The sequence below is a fragment of the Phreatobacter sp. genome, assembly GCF_022843985.1.
In the GTDB taxonomy this organism is placed as follows: domain Bacteria; phylum Pseudomonadota; class Alphaproteobacteria; order Rhizobiales; family Phreatobacteraceae; genus Phreatobacter.
On sequence record NZ_JALHMP010000033.1, the window covers coordinates 1 to 24,677 of the forward strand.

25 protein-coding genes, 2 pseudogenes and 1 other annotated feature are annotated in these 24,677 nt (G+C 64.5%); of the genes and pseudogenes, 22 read left to right on the top strand and 5 right to left on the bottom strand.

Features of this window, described 5'->3' with window-relative positions:
• From Q0C57_RS18225 to Q0C57_RS18265, 9 genes and pseudogenes are all read left to right on the top strand, one after another.
• Positions 1-1,213, top strand: a 1,213-nt coding sequence (locus Q0C57_RS18225) for a hypothetical protein (RefSeq protein WP_296578503.1), incomplete at its 5' end; no start/stop codon positions are given.
• 243 nt (positions 1,214-1,456) lie between these two features.
• Positions 1,457-1,627 (top strand): annotated as a pseudogene (locus Q0C57_RS18230) (CoA-transferase); the annotation flags it as partial.
• A gap of 52 nt (positions 1,628-1,679) precedes the next feature.
• A protein-coding gene (locus Q0C57_RS18235) for an IS3 family transposase (protein ID WP_296578505.1) occupies positions 1,680-2,911 on the top strand; the annotation gives its coding sequence in 2 pieces (ribosomal slippage) (positions 1,680-1,974 and positions 1,974-2,911; 1,233 coding nt in all).
• Positions 1,964-2,080: a sequence feature (AL1L pseudoknot), on the top strand. Its footprint overlaps the gene before it by 117 nt.
• 248 nt (positions 2,912-3,159) lie before the next feature.
• Positions 3,160-3,507, top strand: a complete 348-nt coding sequence (locus Q0C57_RS18240) for a response regulator (RefSeq protein WP_296578506.1) — start codon at positions 3,160-3,162, stop codon at positions 3,505-3,507.
• 141 nt (positions 3,508-3,648) lie between these two features.
• Complete coding sequence (locus Q0C57_RS18245; protein WP_296578508.1) at positions 3,649-3,930, top strand: hypothetical protein; 282 nt, start codon at positions 3,649-3,651, stop codon at positions 3,928-3,930.
• 11 nt (positions 3,931-3,941) lie between these two features.
• Positions 3,942-4,655, top strand: a complete 714-nt coding sequence (locus Q0C57_RS18250) for a Crp/Fnr family transcriptional regulator (RefSeq protein WP_296578511.1) — start codon at positions 3,942-3,944, stop codon at positions 4,653-4,655.
• A gap of 74 nt (positions 4,656-4,729) precedes the next feature.
• Positions 4,730-6,397, top strand: coding sequence for a histidine kinase dimerization/phosphoacceptor domain -containing protein (locus Q0C57_RS18255; RefSeq protein ID WP_296578514.1), 1,668 nt, complete (start codon positions 4,730-4,732; stop codon positions 6,395-6,397).
• A 100-nt stretch (positions 6,398-6,497) separates the two neighbouring features.
• Entirely contained in the window at positions 6,498-7,034 is a 537-nt protein-coding gene (locus tag Q0C57_RS18260) for a CinA family protein (protein ID WP_296578516.1), read from the top strand.
• Between the two features lie 255 nt (positions 7,035-7,289).
• A complete protein-coding gene (locus Q0C57_RS18265) occupies positions 7,290-7,646 on the top strand; it encodes a hypothetical protein (RefSeq protein WP_296578518.1) in 357 nt (118 codons plus the stop codon).
• Between the two features lie 116 nt (positions 7,647-7,762).
• Here the strand turns inward: Q0C57_RS18265 and Q0C57_RS18270 are convergent, their stop codons facing one another.
• Positions 7,763-8,479, bottom strand: a complete 717-nt coding sequence (locus Q0C57_RS18270; RefSeq protein ID WP_296578520.1) for a hypothetical protein — start codon at positions 8,477-8,479, stop codon at positions 7,763-7,765.
• Between the two features lie 193 nt (positions 8,480-8,672).
• On the opposite strand from Q0C57_RS18270, the gene Q0C57_RS18275 reads away from it, so the two are divergent.
• From Q0C57_RS18275 to ligD, 3 genes are all read left to right on the top strand, one after another.
• Entirely contained in the window at positions 8,673-9,224 is a 552-nt protein-coding gene (locus Q0C57_RS18275) for a CinA family protein (RefSeq protein ID WP_296578522.1), read from the top strand.
• 74 nt (positions 9,225-9,298) lie between these two features.
• On the top strand, positions 9,299-9,514 hold the full coding sequence (locus Q0C57_RS18280) for a hypothetical protein (protein WP_366937856.1): 216 nt from the start codon (positions 9,299-9,301) through the stop codon (positions 9,512-9,514).
• Complete coding sequence (ligD, locus tag Q0C57_RS18285) at positions 9,514-12,018, top strand: DNA ligase D (RefSeq protein ID WP_296578525.1); 2,505 nt, start codon at positions 9,514-9,516, stop codon at positions 12,016-12,018. Before Q0C57_RS18280 ends, ligD begins: the two co-directional genes overlap by 1 nt.
• On the opposite strand, the gene Q0C57_RS18290 is transcribed toward ligD, so the two are convergent.
• Positions 12,015-12,836 (bottom strand): Ku protein, encoded by an 822-nt coding sequence (locus Q0C57_RS18290; protein WP_296578527.1) that lies wholly within the window; start codon positions 12,834-12,836, stop codon positions 12,015-12,017. The two genes, ligD and Q0C57_RS18290, sit on opposite strands and share 4 nt — an antisense overlap.
• Before the next feature lie 96 nt (positions 12,837-12,932).
• On the opposite strand from Q0C57_RS18290, the gene Q0C57_RS18295 reads away from it, so the two are divergent.
• Together Q0C57_RS18295 and Q0C57_RS18300 are read left to right on the top strand one after the other, a co-directional pair.
• A complete protein-coding gene (locus Q0C57_RS18295) occupies positions 12,933-13,793 on the top strand; it encodes a Ku protein (protein WP_296578530.1) in 861 nt (286 codons plus the stop codon).
• Positions 13,793-14,338 carry a DNA-3-methyladenine glycosylase gene (locus Q0C57_RS18300; RefSeq protein WP_296578533.1) on the top strand — a complete coding sequence of 182 codons (546 nt, stop codon included), beginning with the start codon at positions 13,793-13,795 and terminating at the stop codon, positions 14,336-14,338. The genes Q0C57_RS18295 and Q0C57_RS18300 overlap by 1 nt, the downstream gene beginning before the upstream one ends.
• A 790-nt stretch (positions 14,339-15,128) precedes the next feature.
• On the opposite strand, the gene Q0C57_RS18305 is transcribed toward Q0C57_RS18300, so the two are convergent.
• Positions 15,129-15,614, bottom strand: a complete 486-nt coding sequence (locus Q0C57_RS18305; RefSeq protein WP_296578535.1) for a DUF2269 domain-containing protein — start codon at positions 15,612-15,614, stop codon at positions 15,129-15,131.
• On the bottom strand, positions 15,611-16,897 hold the full coding sequence (locus tag Q0C57_RS18310) for an SDR family oxidoreductase (protein WP_296578537.1): 1,287 nt from the start codon (positions 16,895-16,897) through the stop codon (positions 15,611-15,613). Before Q0C57_RS18310 ends, Q0C57_RS18305 begins: the two co-directional genes overlap by 4 nt.
• Before the next feature lie 332 nt (positions 16,898-17,229).
• Between Q0C57_RS18310 and Q0C57_RS18315 the strand changes: the two genes are divergently transcribed.
• The 8 genes and pseudogenes from Q0C57_RS18315 (at position 17,230) to Q0C57_RS18350 (ending at position 23,248) form a co-directional block, all read left to right on the top strand.
• On the top strand, positions 17,230-17,736 hold the full coding sequence (locus Q0C57_RS18315; RefSeq protein WP_296578539.1) for a ferritin-like domain-containing protein: 507 nt from the start codon (positions 17,230-17,232) through the stop codon (positions 17,734-17,736).
• A gap of 55 nt (positions 17,737-17,791) precedes the next feature.
• The gene (locus Q0C57_RS18320; protein ID WP_296578541.1) at positions 17,792-18,280 is read left to right on the top strand and encodes a DUF2243 domain-containing protein; all 489 of its coding nucleotides are present in this window, start codon (positions 17,792-17,794) and stop codon (positions 18,278-18,280) included.
• A complete protein-coding gene (locus Q0C57_RS18325; protein WP_296578542.1) occupies positions 18,277-18,450 on the top strand; it encodes a hypothetical protein in 174 nt (57 codons plus the stop codon). Before Q0C57_RS18320 ends, Q0C57_RS18325 begins: the two co-directional genes overlap by 4 nt.
• A 62-nt stretch (positions 18,451-18,512) precedes the next feature.
• Positions 18,513-18,885: pseudogene (locus Q0C57_RS18330) on the top strand (alcohol dehydrogenase catalytic domain-containing protein); the annotation flags it as partial.
• A gap of 431 nt (positions 18,886-19,316) precedes the next feature.
• Entirely contained in the window at positions 19,317-20,858 is a 1,542-nt protein-coding gene (locus tag Q0C57_RS18335; protein WP_296578544.1) for an FAD-dependent oxidoreductase, read from the top strand.
• Between the two features lie 56 nt (positions 20,859-20,914).
• Complete coding sequence (locus Q0C57_RS18340; protein ID WP_296578546.1) at positions 20,915-21,355, top strand: hypothetical protein; 441 nt, start codon at positions 20,915-20,917, stop codon at positions 21,353-21,355.
• 10 nt (positions 21,356-21,365) lie between these two features.
• Positions 21,366-21,869, top strand: coding sequence for a hypothetical protein (locus Q0C57_RS18345; protein WP_296578548.1), 504 nt, complete (start codon positions 21,366-21,368; stop codon positions 21,867-21,869).
• Between the two features lie 971 nt (positions 21,870-22,840).
• Positions 22,841-23,248: a hypothetical protein gene (locus Q0C57_RS18350; RefSeq protein ID WP_296578551.1), complete on the top strand. Its 408-nt coding sequence runs from the start codon at positions 22,841-22,843 to the stop codon at positions 23,246-23,248.
• Between the two features lie 189 nt (positions 23,249-23,437).
• On the opposite strand, the gene Q0C57_RS18355 is transcribed toward Q0C57_RS18350, so the two are convergent.
• Entirely contained in the window at positions 23,438-24,580 is a 1,143-nt protein-coding gene (locus Q0C57_RS18355) for a beta-glucosidase (RefSeq protein WP_296578554.1), read from the bottom strand.
• Positions 24,581-24,677: the final 97 nt, after the last annotated feature.

Sequence of the window (24,677 nt, forward strand, 5' to 3'; positions counted from 1 at the left end):
AACCGCGGTCGCCCCGACTGCGCAATCCCGACCAGCTGCGTCGGGGCGTCCGCTGCCGGACTGCAAGGGGGTCAACTTTGGACGCCGAAAAGGGGTCAACTTTGGACGCCGATTGACACTCGGCATCAAGCTCGACTCCTTGGATGCGACGCCGGAGCGCGTCGCGACCGCACGGGCTGCCACGATCGAGTTGCGCCAAAGAGACGTCACAGTGGCCGACATGGCGATGCTTGCAGCCATGCCAGGGCTTGCTTCGGTCACTCTCCACGAGACCGTAACGCACGAGCAGATCGCGGCTCTGGCGGCAGCCCCGGCACTGACCAGCCTTTCGTTCGGTGGCAGACCCAACGTCAATGACGACAGCATCGCAGCGATCGCTGCATTTCCGAGACTGCGTCATCTCCGGCTCGGCGCCGCTACGGGTTTTTCGCCAAAAGGCCTTGCACCGCTCGCGCGCGCGAGCGGTCTTGAACGATTGTCACTGAACAGGTCGCGGGCGCCGGTCGCCGATTTTTCTTTCCTCGCGAACCTGCAGAAGCTGACGGAGCTCGAATTGATTGCCATCGGTTCGATCGAAGACGACGCGCTGGTGCATGTCGGCGCCATCAGCGGGCTGCGCGTGTTGAACCTCAGCGCTACGAATGTGACGGATAAGGGCATCGCTCATCTGCAAGGGCTCAAGGGGCTGACGACACTCGTCCTGGACCGCACCCGCATCACGCCGGCCGTGATGGGAACGCTCGGCGAGCTTCGCAGCCTCGCGACAATCACGCTCGGAGGGTCTCTCCTGACAGACGTTGCACTCCCCTCGCTCCCTGCACTTCATTCCATTTATGTGCATGATTCCCCAGTCGCCGACGTTTTTGCAGAAAGCCTTTCCGGACAGCCCAACCTTTCGACAGTCTATATGACCAACACCCGGATCACAGATGCTGCCATCAAGCATCTTTCTCTCATACCCAATTTGCGAAACCTGGTTATGATTGGCGGTATGCTGACCGATGCTGCATTCAGTGGATTGACCTTTCGCGAAGCCGTGAACATCAACCTGGCAGGCAATGGGGCATTGACTGACGCTGTCCTTGCCGCGCTGGCAATTCAACCCAAGCTCACGAGCCTCGACGTCCGGCGAACGCGCGTCTCGAGAGAAGGGGTCGCGGCCGCTTTGGCGCAAAGGCCTGCCGGCTTGCCGGCGCTCAGGATTTCAAACTGAATGACAGACAACAGCAGCGCAGCCGCAGCGGGCGGCAGCGCAGCGCTGGACAACCATCGACCGAATGGTGAACATTTCCTGCTAGCTTAACGCGAGACTGCTGGGGGTTGCTCCGGGCAATCCCAGGTCCTGCTCCGATCGCCAGCCAGCTGTCAGGTCCGGGGTCGCGTCGGGTTTGGCAGAATTTCGCCAGCCCCCGGGAAAGTGGGTCCCATATTGATGACAAGCCCAGCCTACGCCGGAGTGTTGAAGCCGGTGCTCTCCATCGCCGCCGCGCTGTCGGTCGTCGAGGACGGCATGACCATCATGATCGGTGGATTCGGGGGCGCTGGATCGCCGGTCGAACTGGTTCACGGCCTCATCGATACCGGCAAGCGCGACTTGGTGGTCGTGAACAACAATGCGGGTAACGGTCTGAACCGCCCCGGTTTTGCCGGAGGCTCCAACTTCCAAGTAGGATGGAGCCATGACGAGCAAGACGACGAACAAGTTTTCACCTGAGGTCCGCGAGCGGGCGGTGCGGCTGGTGCTCGACCAGGAGGGCGAGCATTCCTCGCGCTGGGTTGCCTGCGCCTCGATCGCCGCCAAGATCGGCTGCTCGACCCACACGCTGCTGGAGTGGGTCAAGCGGGCGGAGGTCGATGGCGGGAAGCGTGCTGGTGTTCCCTCCGACGTCTCGGAGAAGCTGAAGGCGCTCGAACGGGAGAACCGCGAGCTGCGCCAGGCCAACGAGATCCTGCGCAAGGCGTCGGCTTATTTCGCCCAGGCGGAGCTCGACCGCCCATTCAAACGATGATCGCCTTCATTGATGATCATCGCGACGTCTATGGGGTCGAGCCGATCTGCAAGGTCCTGCCGATCGCCCCATCAACGTACTACGCGCACCGAGTCCAGCGCCGCGATCCCGCCCGCCGATCTTGTCGGGCTCTGCGTGACGACGAGCTGCGCTCGGAGGTCGCCCGGGTCTTCACCCAGAACTTCGAGGTCTATGGCGTGCGCAAGGTCTGGCGTCAGTTGATGCGGGAAGGCGTTGACGTTGCGCGTTGCACCGTGGAACGGCTCATGCGTGAGCTGGGTCTGCAAGGCATCATCCGCGGCAAGCCGGCTCGCACCACCACCCAGAACAAGGCCGCACCTTGTCCGCTCGATCACGTCAACCGCGTGTTCCATGCCCCAGCGCCGGATCGCCTATGGCTCTCGGACTTCACCTACGTCTCGACGTGGTCTGGGTTCGTCTATGTAGCCTTCGTCATCGACGCCTACGCGCGGCGCATCGTGGGATGGCGGGTCAGCCGGACTGCCCATGCCAGCTTCGTCCTGGACGCGCTCGAGCAGGCCCTCCATGAGCGAAGGCCAGCCAGCAAAGCCGGGCTTGTGCATCATTCGGACCGCGGATCGCAATACGTCAGCATTCGATACACCGAGCGCCTGGCAGAGGCTGGCATAGAGCCCTCCGTCGGCAGTGTCGGCGACAGCTACGACAACGCGCTCGCCGAGACCATCAACGGGCTCTACAAGGCGGAGCTCATCCATCGGCGCGGACCTTGGCGGAGCTTCGAGGCCGTCGAGTTCGCGACGCTCACCTGGGTCGACTGGTTCAACAACCGCCGCCTCCTTGAGCCCATCGGCAACATCCCGCCGGCCGAGGCCGAGGAACGCTACTATGCCTCGTTGGCAGAGCCAGCGATGGCCGCATAACTTGAGACAACCGGCCTCCGGCAAAACCGGGGCGGTTCTGACAACCGACTCGCGCTCACCTGGATTGAGACTGGCGGACCACCGGTCACCCCGCCTGCTAATGCCGGCTATGGGACAAAACTCATCGAGTCTGCTGTTAACTACAGCTTGGGCCGCGAATGGGAACAAAAGTACGACCCATCAGGTTTGCGAACGAAGATCACATTCCCGCTCGCATAGACGCCGAGCGTCATCAGAAAGCCAGGCGCGTGAGCAGAACGATACTGGTTGTCGAGGACGATTTCCTTGTCGCCTTAGACATCACGCAGCTCCTGGAATCCCACGGCTGGGTGGTGATTGGCCCTGCGCCCTCAGTCAAAGTCGCTCTCGATCTTCTGGACGCAGGTCTGCCATCGGCCGCATTGCTTGACGTGAACCTGGGCAAAGAGATGGTCACGCCGGTGGCAGAGGCGCTGAAGTTGGCAGGGGTGCCGTTTGCGGTCGCCAGCGCCTACGAGAAACCTGAACAGTTCGGTGGACCTGTTCTGACGGGAGCCCCCACGGTCGGCAAACCGATCAAAGAGCGTCGCCTGCTGGCAGCGCTGGCGCAGCTATAATCCACGGCCTGAGCGCGCTTGCTGCGTAGTCCAATCTTTGGGTAAGTCCGAACGTCGGCTGCGGAACAGCCGCAAACACAAGCCGTTTCATTAGTGATGCTTAAATCAGATGAGATCCTTTAAGGCAGCGGAGTCGACGCGATGGAGCGCTATCTCTTCGATTTCGATGAGGATCGGGCTTCCCAGCCCAACGAACATTCCCTCGACTTTCCCACGTTCCAGACGGCTTACAGCGAGGCCGTTCGCGCGTTGAGCGAAATCATGGCGGAGAAGCTACCCTCCTACGGCCACGGCCGCTATCTCGCCATCACGGCCCGCGACGCTGTCACCGCCGCCATTTTCAGGGCGTCTCTGCGCTTCGATTCGCAGGCGCCCAGCTCGCGGCTGCTCGACACGCTCGTTACCCGCGTCGAGGGGAAGTGATGCGGGAGCCGATGCAGCCCTTCGTCGCTGCGCTTTCCGTCCGGGACGACCTGTCCGCCGAGGAGGTGCGCGCCCTCCACGATCTACCGATCCACCTGCGCTCATTCCAGCGGGGCGAGGAGATTGTCGGCGACCACACGCGGCCCGGCCGTAGTTCTCTCGTGATCGACGGGACCTGCGGCCGGGTCGTGCAGGCCAGGGAGGGGCGGCAAATCACCGCCGTTCACGTGCCCGGAGATTTCGTCGATCTCCACTCGCTTTTGCTGAAGGTGATGGACCACTCGGTCGTAGCGCTAAGCGATTGCGTCGTGGGATCGGTGCCGCATGGCCATGTGGCCGGCCTCTGCGAGCGGCACCCCCATCTCGGCCGGCTGTTGTGGCTTTCCACGGTCATCGACGGGGCGATTCAGCGGAGCACCATCGCCAATATCGGTCGGCGGTCTGCTCTCCAGAGGCTGGCCCATCTCGTCTGTGAGCTGCATACCCGCCTTGCCGTGATCGGCCTTGCCTCCCCGAACGGCTTCACCTGCTCGTTCACCCAGACGGATCTCGGCGACATCCTCGGCCTGTCCGCAGTGCACGTGAACCGCACGATCCGCGACCTCAGGCACCGCAAACTCCTCTCGTGGTCTGGAAACCAGGTGCTGTTCTCGAGGTTTGAGAGCCTGGCTGCCTTCGCCGATTTCGATCCAACCTATCTCAACCTGCAAAAGGAGCCCCGCTAGCCCATCGCCTCGCCTTAACAAAAAGCAATCCGAGCGCTCCGTCCCACCGATATCGTCGTCTCGGAGGTGGACGCATGAGCATCCGTCGGCGCCTGTTCGTAATAGGTGGCATCTTTCTCTTGCCGGTGCTCGGGATAGGGGGCTGGAACGAATACACCGACTATGCCCAGAGGGAGCGGCATGTACGGGAGACGGTTGCGAAGGAGGCCCGCTACGTGGGAGCCGAATTCGAGCGATTGCTGGACGGCGCCCGAAGCCTCGTCGAGACCATCGCCCATGTCCCCGCCGTGCAGCTGGGCGACTGGCCTGCCTGCGGCCAGCTCCTCACCACACTGAGGCCCTTCAACCCGGGCATCCTCGCCCTCGCGGCGACCGATCCGGCCGGAACTGTGATGTGCGCCTCCGATCAGCCGCCGGGCGCTAGCCTGCCGACGGTCGGCGACCGCCATCATTTCCGGCTCGCCCTCCAGCAAGAGAGCTTCGTCATCGGCGGCTACGCATACGGTCGGCAGACGGCAAGCCATGTCATGCATGTGGCGGTCGTACGCCGTGACCTCGCCGGCGCAGTGTCTGGAATTGTCTTCGCCACCATCAGCCTCGACTGGATCGCTGGTCGCTACGCCCGCACGTCCTGGAGTGCGGATAACGTGGTAACGGTCGTCGACGCCGCCGGGATGATCCTGATGCGCCAGCCGGGCCATGACCGGTTCGTCGGCAAGCCAATTCCCGTGGGCGCCTGGTCCCGGCTAAGCCAGCTCGCCGGGACCGGCAGCTTCGAGGATGTCTCTCCTCTCGACGGCGTCCGGCGGATCGTCGGCTATGTCGCGCAGGCCTCTCCGTCGCCGGGCCTGTTCATGGCCGTCGGTATCAGCCGGCAGAGCGCCTTTGCCGATCTCCACAACGCCACCCTGCGCGGTATCCTCGCTTCCGGTATCGGGATCCTCGCGGCTTTCGGCTTTGCTTGGTTCACGGCGCGCAGCCTGATCACAAGGCCGTTCCGCCAGATCCTCGGGTCGGCAAAGGCCCTCGCAGGAGGTCGGCTCGACGCCCGCTCTCCGGTTCCCGGGAGCGGCGAATTCGGACAGCTGGCCGAAGCCTTCAACGTCGTCGCCGACCGGCTGACCTCGGAGATACGCGGCAAGGACATGCTGCTACGCGAACTGAGCCACCGCGTAATGAACAGCCTTCAGATGCTCAACTCCACTGTCTTGCTGCAGCAGCGGGCGATAAAGGACGAGCGCACGCGGGAACTGCTGGGCCAGATCGGCGGTCGGGTCATGGCGATCGCCGAGGCTTATCGGCAGCTTCACCGGGTGGAAGGCGAGGAAGTCATCGACGTCGGTGACCTGATCGCGGAAGTGGCGAAGCAGACCTGCCAGTCCCTGCTGGCGGATGGATCAATGTGCCACATCTCCGTCCAGCCCCTCACTCTCGCCCCGGACCGAGCCATCCGGGCCGGCTTGATCGCCAACGAGTTGATGATGAACGCCATCAAGTATGGCGGGGGACCGCGGGCCGTGGTGCGCGTCGATTTCGCTTCGGAGGGCGAATGGGCCGTGCTCTCAGTTCGGAACCGCAAGGTGGAACAGGTGGGACAGGCTGGCGGCGGGTTCGGCTCACGCATGGTCTCCCTCCTCGCCACCGATCTCGGCGGGACGGTCGAGATGCTTGAGGAGGATGGCGAAGCGGTCGTGACGCTGAGGTTCCCCGCCCAGGCGCCGACCATTGCGGCCGCCCCCTGAGCGGTTTGGGCGGCGCGTTTTTAAGGAACGGCCCGCCACACGGGTTGTTGATCGTCGGAAACTGGCCTGTGGAGGCCAGCCGCAGGGTTGCAGGCTCACCATGATCGATCTCGTCGAAGCCGTGATGGAAGCGCTTGAAAGGCGCAAGTGGACGATCGCCTGCGCCGAAGCCTGCACCGCGGGGCGCCTGGCGCATGCGCTCGCCGGCGGGGGCGGCGCCTCGCACATCTTCCTCGGTAGCATCGTCACCTACAGGCCCTCGACCAAGACGCGGGTCGTTTCCGTCTTCGCCGAAAGCCTTGCCCGCCCGGAGGGGGCGGTGAGCGAGGACGTAGCGGCGCAGATGGCCCGGGGCGCCGCCGAACTCACCGGCGCCGACCTCGCGCTCGCCACGACCGGTGTCGCAGGGCCCGCCACCGTTGATGAGGGCAACCCCATAGGACGCATCTTCGTCGCGCTTCACGATGCGACAGAACATCCAGCGAGGGCTACCGTCCGGCGTTTCGATTTCGGCGATGTCGGTCCCGGCGAGGTCGTGGACAGAGCGGTAGATGCCGCCCTTATCCTCCTCGCAGGCCATATTGCCGCTGCTGCCCCGGACCCGCGGCCTGGCCAACAGGGTCGTTCGGGCAAGTGATGGTTCGCAGCCGGCTACGCGTGAGAGGCGACGGTTGTCTCAGGCGTCCTTCCGAGGACGGTCCGCACCCACGCCTTCTTTTCGGCCATCGGCATCGCGGCCATCACGGCGTTCCGGCTGTGATCGATCAGTGCTGAGCCGGGGGCAAACCCCGGTGGTTCAGACCACCCGGAGGCAGAACCTCAGCCGTTAGCCTGATAGGAACCCCTTCTGTCTCCCGGGGTTGATGTCGATGGAACACAATGGGAGGCACTCATGAAGACAACCATCTCTACCGTGGCATTTGTTGCTCTACTGAGCAGCAATGCACTCGCTCAGACCCCCCCCGCGACCGCACCAGCGCCCACACCGCGCGCGACTCAGGCACCTGCCCCGACTCCGTCAGCGCCGGCGACAAACACAAGCGCCGGCATGGTCAATGGCGCGGCGCTGGAAAATGGCGCGAACTCCTTCACCGAAGGGCAGGCTATGGAGCGACTGCGGGAGGCGGGCATCTCCTCGGTGACCGAACTGAAGAAGGACGACAACGGAATCTGGCGCGGTCGCGGTCAGTGGCAGGGCCGCACGGTCGAAGTCGGTCTTGATTTTCGCGGCAACATTTCTGCTCGCTAGTGGAGGCAAATATGACCCAGACGATTACCGCCATTTTCGACAGCTATGACGCCGCAACACTCGCTGTTGCCCGTGTCCGCGGAGAGGGAATCAGCGAGCGGGATATTTCCGTGCTGTCAAACGACACGACGATCGATACGTCGCGGTTCAGCGAGTACCGCCCTGATGTTGACAGAGAAGAGGATGGCAGTGGGGCTGCGAGCGGCGCCGGACTTGGCGCTGCCGCGGGCGGAGCTGTAGGTCTTCTTGCAGGTCTTGGTCTGCTTGCCATCCCGGGCCTCGGTCCAGTCGTTGCTGCAGGCTGGCTTGCCGCAACCTTCGTTGGGGCGGGAGCAGGCGGGGCCGCAGGTGGTCTTGTTGGCGCCATGGTTGGTGCCGGTATGTCGGATGACGATGCCCACGCCTATGCCGAGGGTCTTCGGCGCGGCAGCACCGTGGTAACCGTACGTGCGCCCGAGGCATCCGCGGCGCGCATCCGTCAGATTCTCCACGAGGGCTCTTATGACATCAGCGAGCGCTCGCGGACCTGGCGTGATGACGGGTGGACAGGTCGCACGGCCTACTGAGTCGACCTCTTCGACATCAAAGGCCGCCCATTGCGGGCGGCCTTCTTCGCGCTGGCGCTGTCGGGCTTCATGGAAACCGAGATAGGGTGTTGCATGAAGCCGAGGTGGCTGATGCATCGAAAACGGTTGGGGCGTGAGTTCAAGGTCCAGGCCGTTCACTTGATCAGCGACAGCGGTGCGCGTCCCGCAGTCCCGGCGTGATTGTAGGTGCGTTGCGCCAGGCTTTTCTTGCCGAAAACCGCGCAGGGTTACGATCTCGTCGCTCATTGGGGTCGCTCGGTTCAGGATTGGCTTTGGCAACCTAAACCTCCCTGGCAATCGCCGATGACCAACCTCGGCTACACCACGCCAGGGGACACGACCGACACGACCCTCTGCTGGGTGACAAACCGCCTTCTGAAGCGTTCCACCGCGAGCACCGAACGTGCCTACGGGGGGACCGCGATCCATGGAGTGCATGATGGGAGAGCTCAAACAGTCCCATCCGGACGATCAGGCGGCGGCACGTCGCGCCGAAGCGATTGTCGAAGCGCTTCGCTCATCCGGCAGATCGGTAGCAACCGCAGAATCCTGTTCCATCGGACATATCGGTAGGTACTTCGCTGGGGCGAGAGGCGCTTCGCGGGTCTATCTCGGGAGCGTCATCGCTTACACTAAGCGCAGCAAGCAGCGCGGCCTCGGCGTGTCGGACGAATTGCTGACCGGGCCCATGGGCGCAGTCACACGGGACGTCGCGATTGCGATGGCGGAAGGCGTCCTTGACCTCATGGGGGCAAGCATAGCGGTGGCCACGACGGGCGTCGCCGGACCGACGCCCGACGAGGACGGCAACCCAGTCGGAATGCTCGTCGTGGCGATCGCGGAGCAGGGCAAGGCGTCGGCCGCGGCAACGTTCGAGTTTAGGAGCCGCGACGTGGACGATTTCAACGCCTGTGCAGTCAGCAAGGCACTTGAAATGGTGGCAGAACGTCTGGGTCTCGACATGGACGGATCAAATCGCGTGCCGGTTTGACGCCGTAGTGCCGCTCTAACCGGAACACGGGATCGGCGGCGGCGTTTCCTTCCTGGATGCGACAGGAGAGGCCTATGGACGTCCGCGATAAGCTCATCCTGGCGCTGGCGGCACAATTGCGCGCCGAGCGGGACACGCGACAGGCGTTTGCCGACGCGGTGCGCGGCGGACTGCGCCGCGAGGTGCTGGTGGCTATGCTGGAGGATCCGGTGCCCGCAATCACTCAACTCGACCTTCTGGCCGCGGACGCCGCGGCCAGCAGCATGCCGCGCCGCTCCAGAGCCGCCTGATGGCCAGGGCCCGCACAGCCGCGAAACTGGGGGCCTATCGCTCCAAGCGCGACTTCCGCACCACCTTGGAGCCATCGGGCAGGATTCCCCCGCGCCGCACAAAGGGGACAGATGGCAGTTTTGTTGTGCAGAAGCACGCGGCTCGCCGGCTCCACTACGATCTCCGACTCGAGCACGACGGCGTCCTGTGGAGCTGGGCGGTGACGCGTGGGCCGAGCCTCGACCCGGACGACAAGCGCCTGGCCGTCCATGTCGAGGACCACCCTCTCGACTACGGCAGCTTCGAGGGCAACATTCCAAAGGGCGAGTATGGGGCCGGCGCGGTCATCGTCTGGGACCGCGGGCGCTGGATCCCGGATGGGGATCCGAAAGCCGGAATGTCCAAGGGGCACCTGTCCTTCACGCTTGAGGGCGAGCGCCTGGCGGGGGGGTGGCACCTCGTACGGCTGAAGCCACGCAAAGGCGAAACGCGGGACAACTGGCTGCTAATCAAGGCCAACGATGATGCGGCGTCGGATCGCGACATTCTCAATAACGAGCCGACCTCCCTGGTCACGGGCCTGACGGTCGAGGACGTTGCAGCGGGCAAAGACCCACGGAAGTCGGTTGCTGGAAGGAAATTCCGCAAATCCACAACGCGTGCGCTGGCCCAAGCGGGCAGCGCCGCTCCGGCCTTCGTGCCCCCGTGCCTCGCGTCGCTCGCCGGCCGACCGCCGAAGGGCGCGGGCTGGGTGCATGAGGTCAAGTTCGACGGCTATCGCGTGCAGGCCGCGCTGTCAGCGCGTCAGGTCCGGCTTCTGACCCGCACGGGGCTGGACTGGACTGCGCGGTTCGGACGCGGGATTGTCGGCGCCCTCGAAGAGCTTTCTTGCGACAGTGCCGTCATCGACGGGGAGATCGTGGTACTCGACGATTCGGGCATATCGGCCTTCACCGACCTGCAGGCGGCCCTGTCCGATGGGCGCCATGAGGGAATGGTCTACTACGCCTTCGACCTGCTTCAACTCGACGGCCGGGACCTTACGAGCGAGCCGCTGGTCGCCCGCAAGGACCGGCTGGCGCATGTCCTTGATGGCCTGAAAACGGGACCGCTGCGCCTCAGCGAGCATTTCGAGGATCCCGGCGAGGTCATGCTCGACCACGCCTGCCGCATGGGCCTCGAGGGCGTGATCTCGAAGCGCCTCGACGCGCCCTATCTCAGCGGTCGCCGCGGGTCTTGGATCAAGTCCAAGTGCACCCACGCCCAAGAGTTCGTCATCGTCGGCTACCTGCCATCGAACGCCGGTCGCGACCGGATCGGGTCTCTGGTGGTGGCCTATCATGACGATCAAAGCCTGCAGTACGCCGGCAGGGTCGGCACGGGCTACCGAGACAACGTGGCACGGGAGTTGAAGAGGCGTCTCGATCCCCTGCGCCGGACCCGTTCGCCGGTCAGCGCCACTTCGGTTCAGGGACGGGGGGTCGTCTGGGTGGAGCCCATGCTCGCCGCCGAGGTCGAGTTCCGCGGCTGGACCGGAGACGGATTGGTGAGGCAGGCTGCGTTCAAGGGCCTGCGCGAGGACAAGCCGGTGGCCGAAATCGTTCGGGAGGAGACGGAAACTCCACCGCCGCAGATGCGTCGCCGAAAGAACGCCACTCCCTGCCAGGCGGTCCCGTCCGCCGTGTCGGCCTCAGTCTCCCTGTCCAGCCCCGACAAAGTCCTCTGGCCGGATGTGGGACTGACGAAATCGGGGCTGCTGGAGCACTACCAGGCCGTATGGCACCGGATGGAGCCGCTGGTGGTGCGGCGACCGCTGAGCCTCGTGCGCGCGCCCGACGGCATCGGGGAGCAGACCTTCTTCCAGAAACACGCCTCCCCGGGCATGGGCAAGGCGGTTCGCACCCTAAAGGCCGGCAAGGCCGGCGCAGCGCTGCTCTACGTCGAGGATTTCGACGGCATCGCATCGCTGGTGCAGATGGGCGTGGTGGAGATCCACGTCTGGGGGTCCACGATCGACAACGTCGAATGCCCCGACCAGGTCATCTTCGATCTGGATCCAGGGCCGGGGGTCGACCTCGAAGGAGTCCGCGCAGGCGCGCTCGAGGTGCGGGACCGGTTGAAGGACATCGGTCTGCAGAGTTTCGTCAAACTGTCGGGCGGCAAGGGGTATCACGTCACTGTCCCCCTCATCCCTGATGCCGGCTGGACGGAGGTCAAGGCCTTTGCCCGCGGCTTCGCGGACGCGATGGCGAGGGCTGCACCGTTGCGCTACACCGCGACGCTGGCCAGGAATGCGCGGCGAGGCAAGATCTTCATCGACTATCTCCGCAACGGCCGCGGCGCGACAGCGGTGGCGCCCTATTCGACCCGTGCCCGTGACGGCGCCCCCATTGCCGCGCCGGTGACCTGGGCCGAAGTTGAAGGCGGCATCGCGCCGAATGCCGTGAAGGTGGGCGCTGCCCTGCCGAAATCGGATCCGTGGCGGGAGTTCCGCGCTGCGGCCGAACGTCTGGGCGAGGATTAGCCACGTTTGCGGGGGGGAGCCGGCGGCTTCCTGGCGGGCGGCCCGCCGAGGCTTTTTCGCAGGGCCGCGAACAGATCCACCACGTTGTCACCGCTCCGCGTCGTCGCAGACCCCTTCCGGTGCACCGTCGCCGCCTTCTTCGAGGCGACCAGCTTCAGGAGCGCCTCCTGTACCGGATCATGGACCATCTTCGGCGTCCATTTACGTGTCCTCTCCTTGATCAGGCTCCGCGCCGGCGCCATCGCCTTGGACGGCGGCGATCGAGCATGGTCGCTGCCGGCTTCGATGCTCCTGTCGCGAACTTCGTCGCCGAACCGCAGCGTCCAGAGGATGATGCCCTTGCCACGTGGCTCCAGCATCACGGCGCGCTCCCGGCGGTAAAGAACGAGGCGCGATACCCCGACCACTGCAGACGCCGCCATGGCCTCACGAATGACGGCGAAGGCTTCCTCGCCAACCGGATCGTTCGGCGTGAGGAAGTGAGGCTTCTCAAGGTAGATCCACGGGATTGACGAGCGGGGGACGAACTGGTCGATGTCAATGGTGCGGGTCGTCTCGAGTGCGACGCTGTCCAGTTCCTCGTCCTCCAACACCACGAAATCGCCCTCGCCGCGCGCATAGCCGCGGGCCTGATCGTCGTCATCCACCAGTTTGCCTGTTTCCGAATCGACGTAGCGGCTTTCCACCCGATTGCCGGTCGTGCGGCTGAGGGTGTGAAAGCGGACCTTCTCGCTTTCGGTGGTCGCCGGCGCCATCGCCACCGGGCAAGTCACCAGCGAAAGCTTGAGATAGCCTTTCCAGAACGACCGATCAGCCATAGTGCCTCCAAGCTCATCAATGCACGGCGGGTGTCGGCAGTTCCGGAACTCCGTCGCCCAACCAACGTTGCTTAGCGGCAACGCGGAGAACGGGCGATGGCGGGCACGAGGGCCAACTGGAAGGGCTTCCTCAAGATCGGCGAATTGTCCTGTCCTGTCGGCCTCTACACGGCGGCATCGACGTCGTCCCGCATCGCCTTCCACACCATCAACCGGAAGACAGGCAACCGCGTGCGTCGGGAATTCGTCGATCCGGCCACCGGAAAGCCGGTTCCGCGCCAGGACCAGGTGAAGGGCTATGCGCTCGACGACGACCGCGTGGTCATGCTTGAACCGGAGGAAATCGCCAGGGCGGTTCCCGGAAGCGACAAGACCCTTTCCGTCGAAGCCTTCATTCCTTGCAATGACATCGACACCCTCTATTTCGACCGGCCCTATTTCCTGGCGCCCTCGGGAAGAGCGGGGCAAGAGGCCTTTGCGGTCATCCGCGAGGCGATGGGCAGCGCGTCTGTAGCGGCCCTCGCTCGCGCAGTGCTCTTCCGGCGGGTGCGCGCGCTGATGCTGCGGGCGGACGATGAGGGCCTGATCGCCCACACCCTCAATTACGACTACGAGGTCAGGTCCGCCGCCGATGCCTTTTCAGACCTGCCCGACATCAGGATCAAGAAGGAGATGCTCGATCTCGCGCGGCACATCGTCTCGATCAAGGCCGGCACCTTCGATCCGTCCACCTTCGACGATCGCTACGAGGAGGCTGTCGCCACCCTCGTCATGGACAAGCTTGCCGGCAAGACCCTGAAGCGTCCGAAGGAAAAACGTGCCCCTAAGGTTGTCGATCTGCTGGGCGCCCTGCGCGAAAGCGCGGCTGGCGCGGGCGGGCCCACGAAGGGACGCGCAAAGTCGGCCGTCGGTGCCTCCAAGGCCAAGAGCAAGCCTCGGAGCAAGAAGGCGGCGTGATGGCGAGCGGACTACCGGCCGATCCCGTCGGCGCAGCGGAATGGCTCATTGGCAGCACCCTGAGCCACGAGGGCGCCGGAGGCATCATCGTCGAGACCGAGGCATATCGGGACGACGATCCCGCGTCGCACAGCTACAAGGGATCCCGCGCTGGCATTGCCTCCATGTTCGCCTGCGCCGGAACTCTTTATGTCTACCGCTCCTACGGACTCAACTGGTGCCTGAACATCGTCTGCCGGCCTGGGTCTGCCGTCCTTATCCGTGCGATCGCGCCAACCCAAGGCCTCGAAAGGATGCGACAGCGGCGCGGTGTGGACGATCCGCGGCTTCTCTGCGCCGGCCCGGGGCGGCTTACTCAGGCGCTCGGGATCACCGGCGCCCTCGATGGAGTTGCCCTCCAACACTCGCCTCTGACGCTTGCACCCCGAAGCGGCGGGTTAGAGGTCGTGAGCGGGCCGCGGATCGGTATAGCGCGGGCCGTCGATCGGCCTTGGCGCTTCGGCCTCGCGGGGAGCCCCTTCCTGAGCCGCCCGTTCCCCGGTTGACGGCAGAAGCGGCGCGCCGGGGAATTGCTTCCCATCCTGCTGCCTAGTCTGCGGCCAATCTACAGCCATGGCGTGTGACGCCTCGCCGGCCCTAATGGCTATCCAGGAATCGCCGAATAGTTTGCCGCTTTCCCAAGGCCGCGATCGAACGGCCATTGCTTCGCCGGTCCGGACCGGCACCGCCTGTGTCCTCCGTCAGACGACCTCGGTAGCAAAACACAGCACGGAACCAGCGGCTGCCTTTGTTGTTGGACCAGGTATGGAAACGATCGCTGGGACCATGCCCTCATCTGGCTCAACCGCGGTCGGCGCCGCTCCACCCCCTTCGTCCGCGCGCCGCCGACGGCTTGGCCGCATCTTGAGCCGAGCGGCCGCGATAAGCTTTTCCACTACTGCCGTCCTGGCCCTTGTAGCCCAATGGCAAAGCCGGCACCCGGTCCGCGTCGTCAACAGCACCAGCCATTGGTGGCTGGGAGACGAGGGCGCGCGCACCGCGGCGGTGGATGCCAGGCACACGGTCACAGGTTTCGCCATTCACTCTGCGGCCTCTCTGCTCTGGGCGGCGGTTTTCGAAGCCGTGCGGGAGACGGGCCCCCGCCGCCCGCTCTGGACTGACGCAGTTGCCCTTTCCGCACTTGCGGCCCTTGTAGACTACGCCATCGTGCCGCGGCGCCTGACGCCTGGCTGGGAGAAAGTGGTCACGCCCGGCGGTATCGCCTGCGCATACGCTACCATGGCAATTTCCCTTGTCATCTGCGGCTCGGCCAAGGGCGACGCATAGTCCGGCCCGTTAGCCGATCCAGGGCAGTTCGACGGAGGGACGGGCGATCATCAGCCATAGGATGGCGAGGATCGCGCCGAATGCCGGGAACCCGAAAACAAACCAGGACCAGAACAGCCAGTAGTAGCGAGAGGGCAGGGGCGCGCCCGCGGCCTCGGCCGCTTCCGCAATGTCGCGGATCCCCATCTGGAGGACTACTACCGGCAGCCATAACAGGCCGATCACGACATAAAGAACGATAGACAGCACTATCCAGCCCTCGAGGAGGTGGTAGCCCATCTCGCGCGCCAGCAGGACGCCGGTGACCGGCTGGGCGATCACGGCGGTGGCCGTGAACAGGAAATCCGCCGTCACCACGATCCGGGCGACGCCGGCGATCCGTGACGCCTTGCCGGTCGTGTGGGCCGCGACCAGGAAGAAGGCGATGCCCGTCCCGGTGCCGATCAGAACGACAGCTCCCAGAACGTGCAGGTACTTGAGGACAAGATGGGTCATGACCTCTCCTCCAGAACTGCGAGAGCAGCAAGCATCAGCGCTGTGATAGGCGCGGTCTTCAGGAGTGCGGCCAGCGGGTCCAACCAAAGCCATGGCGTAAGGATACTGCCCGCCGCCGCATAGGCCGTGGTGACGGCGATGCCCGCCTGGAGGGCCCGCCGCGTGGTCGGACGCCAGATGATTCCCGCGCCGACCACGAGGTCAGCGATGCCTCCGCCGGCGACGATCAGGGGCGCAAGCCAACCTGTCCCGGCCTCCCTCATCATCGTGACCCCGCCGCCGAAACCTGGCCCGAGCGAAGCAAGGCCAGAGCCGATCCAGAAGAGAACGAGACTAACGAAGATCACGGGTTTGATCATGTAGAGCCGCGCGAACCAGCGGTCCTGCACCGACGGCGGCCTCGCCTGCAGCACCGCCTCGATCCGTCGGGGAATGATACCTGTCGCTTCGATCCACGCGCGGCTGTCGCTTGCCGCGCCTCGCGCCACCTCGACACGCGCCGTAGAGCGCACGGCGGGCCGCCATCCGAACTGGCTCACCGCGTCCCCGAAACGAAATGCGAGGGCAGCGAGAACGTCAGGCACCGCGACCTCTCGGGCAGGCGGAAGTCCGAGCCAACGCCGGTTCAGCCGGACGAGATCGACGACAGAGAGGGTCTCCGGGCCGGACATGTCCAGCACGACCTGACCCGGCCTCCTAAGATCGATGAAGTCGAGCACCGTCTGTACGACATCGTCGAGGGCGACCGGGCGCAGGGGTCCCGTCTCGGGCATAACCGGCAGAAGCGGCAGACCTGCCAGCCCCCGGATCAGCGCGCTGGCTCCACCGACAGGATGGCCCAGAATTACCGACGGACGCAGGATGACGTAGTCGATACCGCTCGCCATGAGGGTGTCATCGCCGGTGCGCTTACTCCGGGAGAATGTGGTGGGGCTTTCGCCGCCGACCCCCATGGCAGAAAAGTGGATAAAGCGCGCCACGCCACTGCCCTGACAGGCCGCGACGAGCTCTGCGAGGCCCTCCATATGAACGCCGGCAAGGTCGTCGGCCGGACTGTCCTGCAATGCGCCGGCGCAGTTGACCACCACTGCGGCGCCACGAAGAACGCCGTGCCAGTCCGACGCGTCGGCGCGGGCGAGATCTATTTGTTGCCAGGCAATAAAACCGACGTTCCGCGGCACTGACCGAGCGACGCCGGTCACAGTGTACCCCAGCGCCGCGAGCCGCGCGACGATCTCGGTGCCTACCAACCCCGTTGCTCCGACCACAACAATTCGGCTCACTTCACGCCTCCGCGGGTCCACCGGGAGGGAACGCCGTATCGGAAGCGCTGTGCCAATCTGCTGCACGAAATCTGACCCCTTTTCCGACGAGCTCGTCCGGTAGCTGCCTGCCTGCTTTGGTCGGTAGGAAGGATGGGGTCTGAAAGGAGATGGCAGCTTTTTGGGGGGCTGCGTCGGTGTTTCGCCAGCTGGAGCGCCGTTGTTTAGACATGTGCCTGCCAGGGCAGTTAAATTGGCCAGAGCCCGTCACCGGCGTGTCCTGTGGGCGCGCAATATCCAATGGGAACCTGGCCGCCGGTGTCGGGTTGCTCCTGCATCAACGGAGGATTCCCATGCCGCGGACCGAAGACCGCTTGGACCAATGGCTGCGCGATGCCCATGCAATGGAGCAGCAAGCCGTAAAGATGCTCGACGGCATGGCCGATCGCATCCAGAACTATCCCGACCTCAAGGCCCGCATTACCCGCCACGCGGAGGAGACACGGCTGCAGGCGGCCGCCATCGCGGATTGCCTGAAGCGGCGTGGCACCGACGTGTCCACGTTGAAAGATATGGCCGGTAAGGTCATGGGCCTGGGCCAAGCCTTTAGCGGCCTCGTCGTCGGCGACGAGATCATCAAGGGGTCGATGGCCGGCTATACGTTCGAGCACATGGAGATTGCCGCCTACAGGGTGCTGGTCGCCACAGCAGAACGGGCGGGCGATATCGAGACGCGGGACGCCTGCCAGGCCATCCTCAAGGAAGAGGAGGAGATGGCCGCTTGGCTCGCAGAGCATCTCGCGCCGACCACGTTGCGGTATCTTGAGCGCGAGGCGAGCGGCCAGACCGCCAAGCACTGATGCATCGCGGCGGCGCCGGGCGGTTCCGGCGCCCTTGCGCCACGGGAGACCAGCAATGCAGGACGGGAGGTCCTTTCCGAAATCAGCAGGCATCCTGTTCGGGCTTGGGCTCGGCGGCTTCTTCGACGGCATTGTCCTGCATCAGATGCTGCAGTGGCACCACATGGTGAGCAGCTGGTATCCCATCACATCGGTGGAGGCCCTGGAGCTGAACACGTACTGGGACGGTGTCTTCCACGCTATCACTTACCTCTTCGTCGTCGCCGGCCTGTTCATTCTCTGGCGCCATGCCCGCAGAAAGCACCTCACCTGGTCCGGCACGCTACTGATTGGCACCATGCTCATCGGCTTCGGCGCGTTCAACCTCGTCGAAGGCATCGTCAACCACCACATTCTCGTGCTGCACCGGGTGAACGAATTGGTTCCCCCTTCGCAGCGGATGGCTTGGGATATCGGCTTCCTGGTCTGGGGGGCGCTGATGCTGCTGGGCGGCATCGCGCTGACCCGGCGCGGCGACCGGCACATGCGGGAGCGGGCGGCGTGAGAGACCTGTTTGATGACTATCTCTCCTCGCAGCTCGGCGTCGCCACCGGCTGGTTATGCTTCCTGATGCTGTTGGTCGCCGGATCTACACCGGTCTGGGGGCGCCTCGCCTTCGGCTTTCATCCGACTCTCGATCAGCTGCTCCTCGTCGGCTGTCTGAAACCGGCCTAAGCCGGCGCCATTTGGAACAGAGCCGCTACCGTCCGGTTGGTTGCGGAACACGGGAGCCCGGTATGAAGGCACTGACCTTTGCATGGCAAAGCCGACATGCGATGCGAGAGCGTCCCCGATCCGACCATTCAGGACTGCCGCGACGCCATCATCAAGATAATGGCCTGCGCTATCTACAGCTCGGACCTGCACATTTACGGGGGCATCATCCCGGAGATGCAGTCGGGCGACGTCATCGGCCAAGAGTCGATGGGCGAGGTCCTCAAGGTCGGCAGGGACAACAAGGCGTTGAAGGTCGGCGACCGGGTCATAGTCCCCTTCACTGTCTCCTGTGGCGAGTTTTTCTTTTGCCGGCGCGGTTTCTTCTCCAGCTGTAATCGCACCAATCCCAACGCCGCCAAGGCGGAGAAGGAGTGGGGCCACGCACCGGGCGGGCGCACCCTCAAGGATGGCCCCGAACTCTACAAGACGTTCCGTGAAAAGAAGGACGGCTGCATCAAGGTCGTCCTGAAGCCCTAACGAGCCACGGGAGCTCCTGGACGGCCAGGCGCATCCGGCATCGGGCTGCAACCCGCGCGGCGCGCCGCCGAGAACGCCTGTGACCTGATCCCTGCCGTTGCTGAGGACCTCTGCCCAGCTCCGGCCAGACTCGGAGATCCAGCAGCGGCGGATAGGAACGCCTGTCCGTCCTCCGGGTTGATGGTGGCGCATCGGAGTGGATGGCCGACTATTGCCTCGCTCGGACGCGTCCCTCGCGAGCCCTGCCGTGCCCGGATGTAAGGTGGGCAGGGCCGCATCGGGGGCACCGAACCGCCGAGCCTTCACGTCCCCAGCGAGTGTTCGGCCCCAAGGGAGGTTGTGCCGCGATGAACGTGCTTACGGAAAACAGCAACTCGATCTGGATGGACGTGAAGGTGGCCCCGGAAGCAACGCCGCTGACCGCGGACACCGGGGCCGACGTTGTCGTCGTGGGGAGCGGCATCGCCGGCCTGTCCACCGCCTACGAACTCGTCCTCGCTGGATATTCGGTGGTTGTCCTCGACCGCGGCGTCATCGCCGGCGGGATGACCGCACGCACCACCGCCCATCTCGCTTCTGTCTGTGACGATGGTCTCTCCGACCTCCTGTCCATGCGGGGGCGCGATCTCGTCCGCGGCTTCCACACGAGCCAGACCGCGGCAATCGACCGGATCCAGCAAATCCAGGAACGGTTGAAGATCGATTGCAATTTCCGCCGGCTGCCCGCCTTCCTCTTCCTTGATGCCAGCAGTGACGAAAGCGTGCTCGACGACGAGGTTGCGGCGGCGGCTGAAATCGGTGTCGCGGTGGAACGCGGCGTCGGACTGCCGCTGCGGGGGCTTGGTGGTCACCCCTGTCTCACCTATCCGCGGCAGGCGACCTTCCACCCGCTGAAATACCTGCGTGGCCTCGCCGAGGCACTCGTGTCGGACGGCTGCCGTCTTCATCCCTTCAGTGCCGTCACCGCGGTCGAGGAGGTCGGGGACGAGGTGCGGGTGAAAGTGGCGGGAGGACACGCCGTCACTGCCCGCCATGCGGTTGTGGCCACTAACTCGCCGATCCACGATCTCGTAGCGATCCACACCAAGCAGGCGCCCTACCGGACCTACGCGATGGGGTTCGAGATCGCGCCCGGACGGCTGGCCGATGCGCTCTACTGGGACACGGCGGACCCCTACCACTATGTGCGGCTGGACTCGGGCCATACGGAGGGGAACGAGGCCGATATCCTCATTGTCGGCGGCGAGGACCACAAGTCCGGCGAGGCGGACGACGCGCCGGACCGCTTCGATCGCCTCGATAGGTGGATCCGCGCGCTGCTGCCCGATCTCGGACCAGAGCGCTTCCGCTGGTCCGGTCAGGTGATGGAGACGCTTGATTATTGCGGCTACATCGGCGCCGATGGCGGCAGCAGCCGCGTCTTTGTCGCGACGGGCGATTCCGGGCAGGGCATGACCCATGGCGTCGTGGCGAGCCTCGTCATCGCGGATCTCATCGCCGGGCGATCGTCCCCGTTCGCCGACGTCTATGACCCGGACCGCAAGCCAGTGAAGGCGGCGACGACCTACATCAGCGAGAATCTGACCGCAGTGACGAACATGGCGCAATATCTCGCGCCGGGAGAAGTCTCCTCGGTGGATGAGCTGGAGCCGGGTCAAGGCGCCATCGTTCGCGATGGTCTGAAGAAGATCGCCGCCTATCGGGCGCCGGACGGTACCCTCTTCGAGCGCTCTGCCGTGTGTACCCATCTCGGCTGCCACCTGGCGTGGAACAGTTTCGAGCTGTGCTGGGATTGTCCGTGCCACGGGTCGCAGTTCGCTCCCGATGGAGCAGTGCTCAACGGCCCGGCGATCACCCCGCTGGCCGTGGTGGAGCGAGACTCAGCATAGGAACCGCGCCGGCGGGCAGGGGTTTTTCCCTTAACCGACCGACCGAGGGAGACACCATGTCGTTTCTGTCCCGGGTCCTGCTAACCGGCACCACCGCCAGCCTCTCATCGGCCGGCCTCCTGGGTGTCCTTGCCAAGGCCGAGGGCCGCGATCCTGTCCAGCCGGTCAACGCGACCAGCCATTGGCTGCACGGGGAGATCGCCGGCCATTCGAAGGTACTCAACGTGCGGTACACCTTGGTTGGTTTTGCCAGCCACTACGCCGCGTCGGTCTTCTGGAGCACGGTTTTTCAGCGCTTGCGACAGGCGCGGCCGGACCGCTCGCCGGTACCAGACGCCTTGGGCGTGACGGCGCTGGCCGCTCTAGTGGACTACGCATTGGTCCCCAAGCGGCTGACGCCCGGATGGGAGTCGGTGGTGTCGCCGGCCTCAATCGCGATCGCCTATGCCGCCCTGACTCTATCCTTCCTCGCGACCTGCCCGCCGCGGGGCAGATGAGAGAGCCCCCATGTCGTTGAACGGTAAGCTCGTCCTTAGCGGCCTCGCCGGCTTTGTCGCAACGTTGCCGATGACCGCGGCGATGTCGCGGCTGCACGCTCGCCTGCCACGTCGCGAACGTTATCCCCTGCCGCCGCGCGAGATCGCCGAGAACCTGCCGAAGTTCGGTATGCCCACCTCGGTCGCGACGCTGGCGTATCATTTCCTTTATGGTGCCGCCGCCGGCAGCCTCTATGCCGCACTCTGTAACAGACGCGATCCCATGACCGGCGCATTGTTCGGCGTCGGCGTATGGGGGGCGAGCTATCTCGGCTGGATTCCGGCGGCGCGAATCCTCACTTTCGGCAAGCGCCACCCAGCCCGGCGCAACAGCTTGATGCTCGTCTCCCATATTGTATGGGGCGCCACACTGGCGATGAGCCTCAGAGAGCTCGAAGCGGCGCGAGGCAGCGTCTTTTCTCTGGCCGAGGCTAGCCGCCCCAACCTTCTAGACAGGGCGGATCGCCAAGGTTGATAAAGCGGGAGTTGAACTCCGAAACCGACCTGAACAGAGCGCCCCCGTCATTTGGTCGGCCCGGGACGACGCCGGTTCCTCTCGTTGCTGAGGGATGCCATCACTGCAATGACAGGAATGCCGCGGCGTCAGCCTTCGGTCTATACAATGCTGAATCGGATCTTCACGGTGACCAAGGGCTTGAGGTAAGCGATAAAGCTCCCCGCTCCATCCCCGGGTTTCCAGCCATTCCTTCTGGAGCCGCTATCAGGTGGTGGCGACGGGACCCGAACGTGTCAGACTGCGGTGCTACGCCGTCTCCGCTGGTTCGCCTTATCCATCAAATCGTCTCGCTGCCCGCCGGGCTGACTCTCGACATATGCGTCAGCGCGGATCAACTCCTTTTCGGAACGTCTCGAGCCACCGTCCTTGTGCGGAAAGCCCCCTTGCTGCTTGCGAGCACCCCTCGCCAGCTCTCCCTGTTTGGGGTCGGAATGGGGCACGCGACCGCTATTGAATCGACGGATCATGTTTGGTCCTCTCTCGCATTCCCTTGGAAAACAGAACGTCGACATCGATGTTCCCTCGGGGACGGCGGAAAATTGGCAAGGGGCGCTTCAAGATCTTGCAAGCCGAGACTGTCTTTAGGCCTGATGGTCCCTTGCGATGGGAGACCTCCCCCAAAAATCGGAACTTGTTGCGGCAGGCTGAGTCGAACATCTCGGAGAGGCAAGGGGCGTGCATTCGCTTGGGACTGCCTGCTGCAGGCTGAACGAGAACGCGCCCCAGGGGCCGGCGCCTCTTCCGGTGCCGAGCACACCGGCGAGGAACTGGTTCGTCAGCTGCAAGTTGGGACCGTCTACACGGTCATGGCGATGAGCAGCCATTTGCAGGAGCGAATAGCAGATTGCCCGGCAGACCAATCGCGAAAGCCGACGAAGTAAACACAAATGCCGATAAATCTACCGCGTGGTCGGGAGGAGAGTCAGGTGATGAAATTGCTTTTGGAAGGCTATGCCGAAAAGCAACCCCCGTTGGCGCGGGGGGATTGGGTCAGAACGCTCACCGGCGGTCCGCCCATGGAAGTTGTGGGTCTGGACATCGATGGCTCCCCGATGTGCAGGTTGAATGGCAAGGTCTACAGCATAAGCTCGGCGATCCTTCGGCGCGTTGATGAAGTGTCGGCGCACGATGGAAGGCCGCGACGTGGCAGGCCTGTCGGAACCCGTTTGCGGCAGACCCACACGCCAGGGACAAGCGGTAAGATTTTTTGCACGGCCGATATTGCCGCCATGCGCCGGATCTTTTGCGAAGCCCGGGCACGGCTTTGCTCCAATGGAAATCGCGCATTGGAGCGGAAACTCGCGTTGGCGATTGTGCGGTCGTGGCCAGAGGTCTGAGCGGGATACGCAGAAGACTGCGACCGCTCCAGTTTCTCGGAGACGCCTTGCTTGATAGACTAAGCGGACAGTGACTTCTCCGCGAGAGGGCCTGATCGAGATAGTCCATTGGCCATGACCAATCGGTTCCGGCCTTTGTCATCGGCCTTTTGCGCGGCGGGGAGGTGGCGCGACCACCCCCCGTCTCCGTTACTTTCGCCTGCTCCGGCCAGGCTGCATTCCGTCGAAGCGGGCCTGCTGGTGCGCCAGTTCCTCGGCGAAATCAGCATGCAGGGCCCGCTCGCCCAGCGCATCCGGCATGGTAAGGAGGCCCGTCTCGCAGAGCCGGTCATCGTCCCAGCCGGGGTAGTCCAGCACCGGATAGAGGCAGATGCCCTCGACCGGAACACCGCCGGCAAGGGCCCGCCGCACCTCGGAACAGACATAGTGTAGCCAGGACGACCGGGCGCTGCGTTCCGACCCGGTCTCAGCAATGACGATGGGCCGGTGGTAGCGGGCGAAGACCTCTTGCAGGATCTCCGAGAAGGGGCGGTAGCCGTGATGGCCGAGTGGGAGCGTCGAGCCGCGGTGCAGCCACTGGTTCCGCGGGTAGTAGTTCAGTCCGACAATGTCGACGAGATCCTCCCGGCCGCCGAGTTCTGGCGCTACTCGGCCCGCCATCATGTCGAGAGCCTCGAATTGCGCCAAGCGGTACAGCTCGGCCGTCCTGCGGACCGCTGCTCTTCGCGAATAGCTCTGGATGTGGATGGCCGGCTCCGCAAGGAGGAAGCGGCTCGCCGGCTGCTCTGCCCTGATCGCGTCGACCGCCGCCACCGAGGCCCGAACGAGTTGCTCCTTGAGCGGCCGGCCGCGCTGCCGGGCGCAAGGGTTGATTGCTGCGACATCGCCGCCCGCCCAGGCGAGGAACGACATTTCGTTGATCGCGCAAAAGAACGGAACGCTGTCACTCTCCGCGCTGACGAGCTTGGCCGCAGCCGCCGAAAACCGGGCGAAGCGGTCCACGAAATGCGGTGACCAGATGTCGAGTCCGTCCGGCCAGCCGAAATGGCAGAGGTCCCAAATTACCTGGACATCGGCTTCCTGCGCGGCGCGCAGCATGGGCAGGACGCTGGACCAGTCGTAAACACCGGGAGCCTGCTCGATGAGGTGCCAGCGGAACCCGTCGCGGATGGTTCTCAGTCCCAAGCCTGCGACCGTACGGTAGTCGCTTGCGGCGAGGCGGTCGTGCCCTGTCGCCGCCAGGAGGTCGAGCCTCCGGCCGTCGCGACGCCGGTGCGTGGCGCATTCGAACCCTGCCAGGAAGAAACTCTTGAACAGGGGCTCGTCGGCCAAGTGCTCGGCGCCTTTCGATCGGGAACAACGGATCCCCCGACAACAGCCGTCCAGGCGGCCCTGTTCCTTTTGGCTTTTGCAACCGCGGCGATCGGCT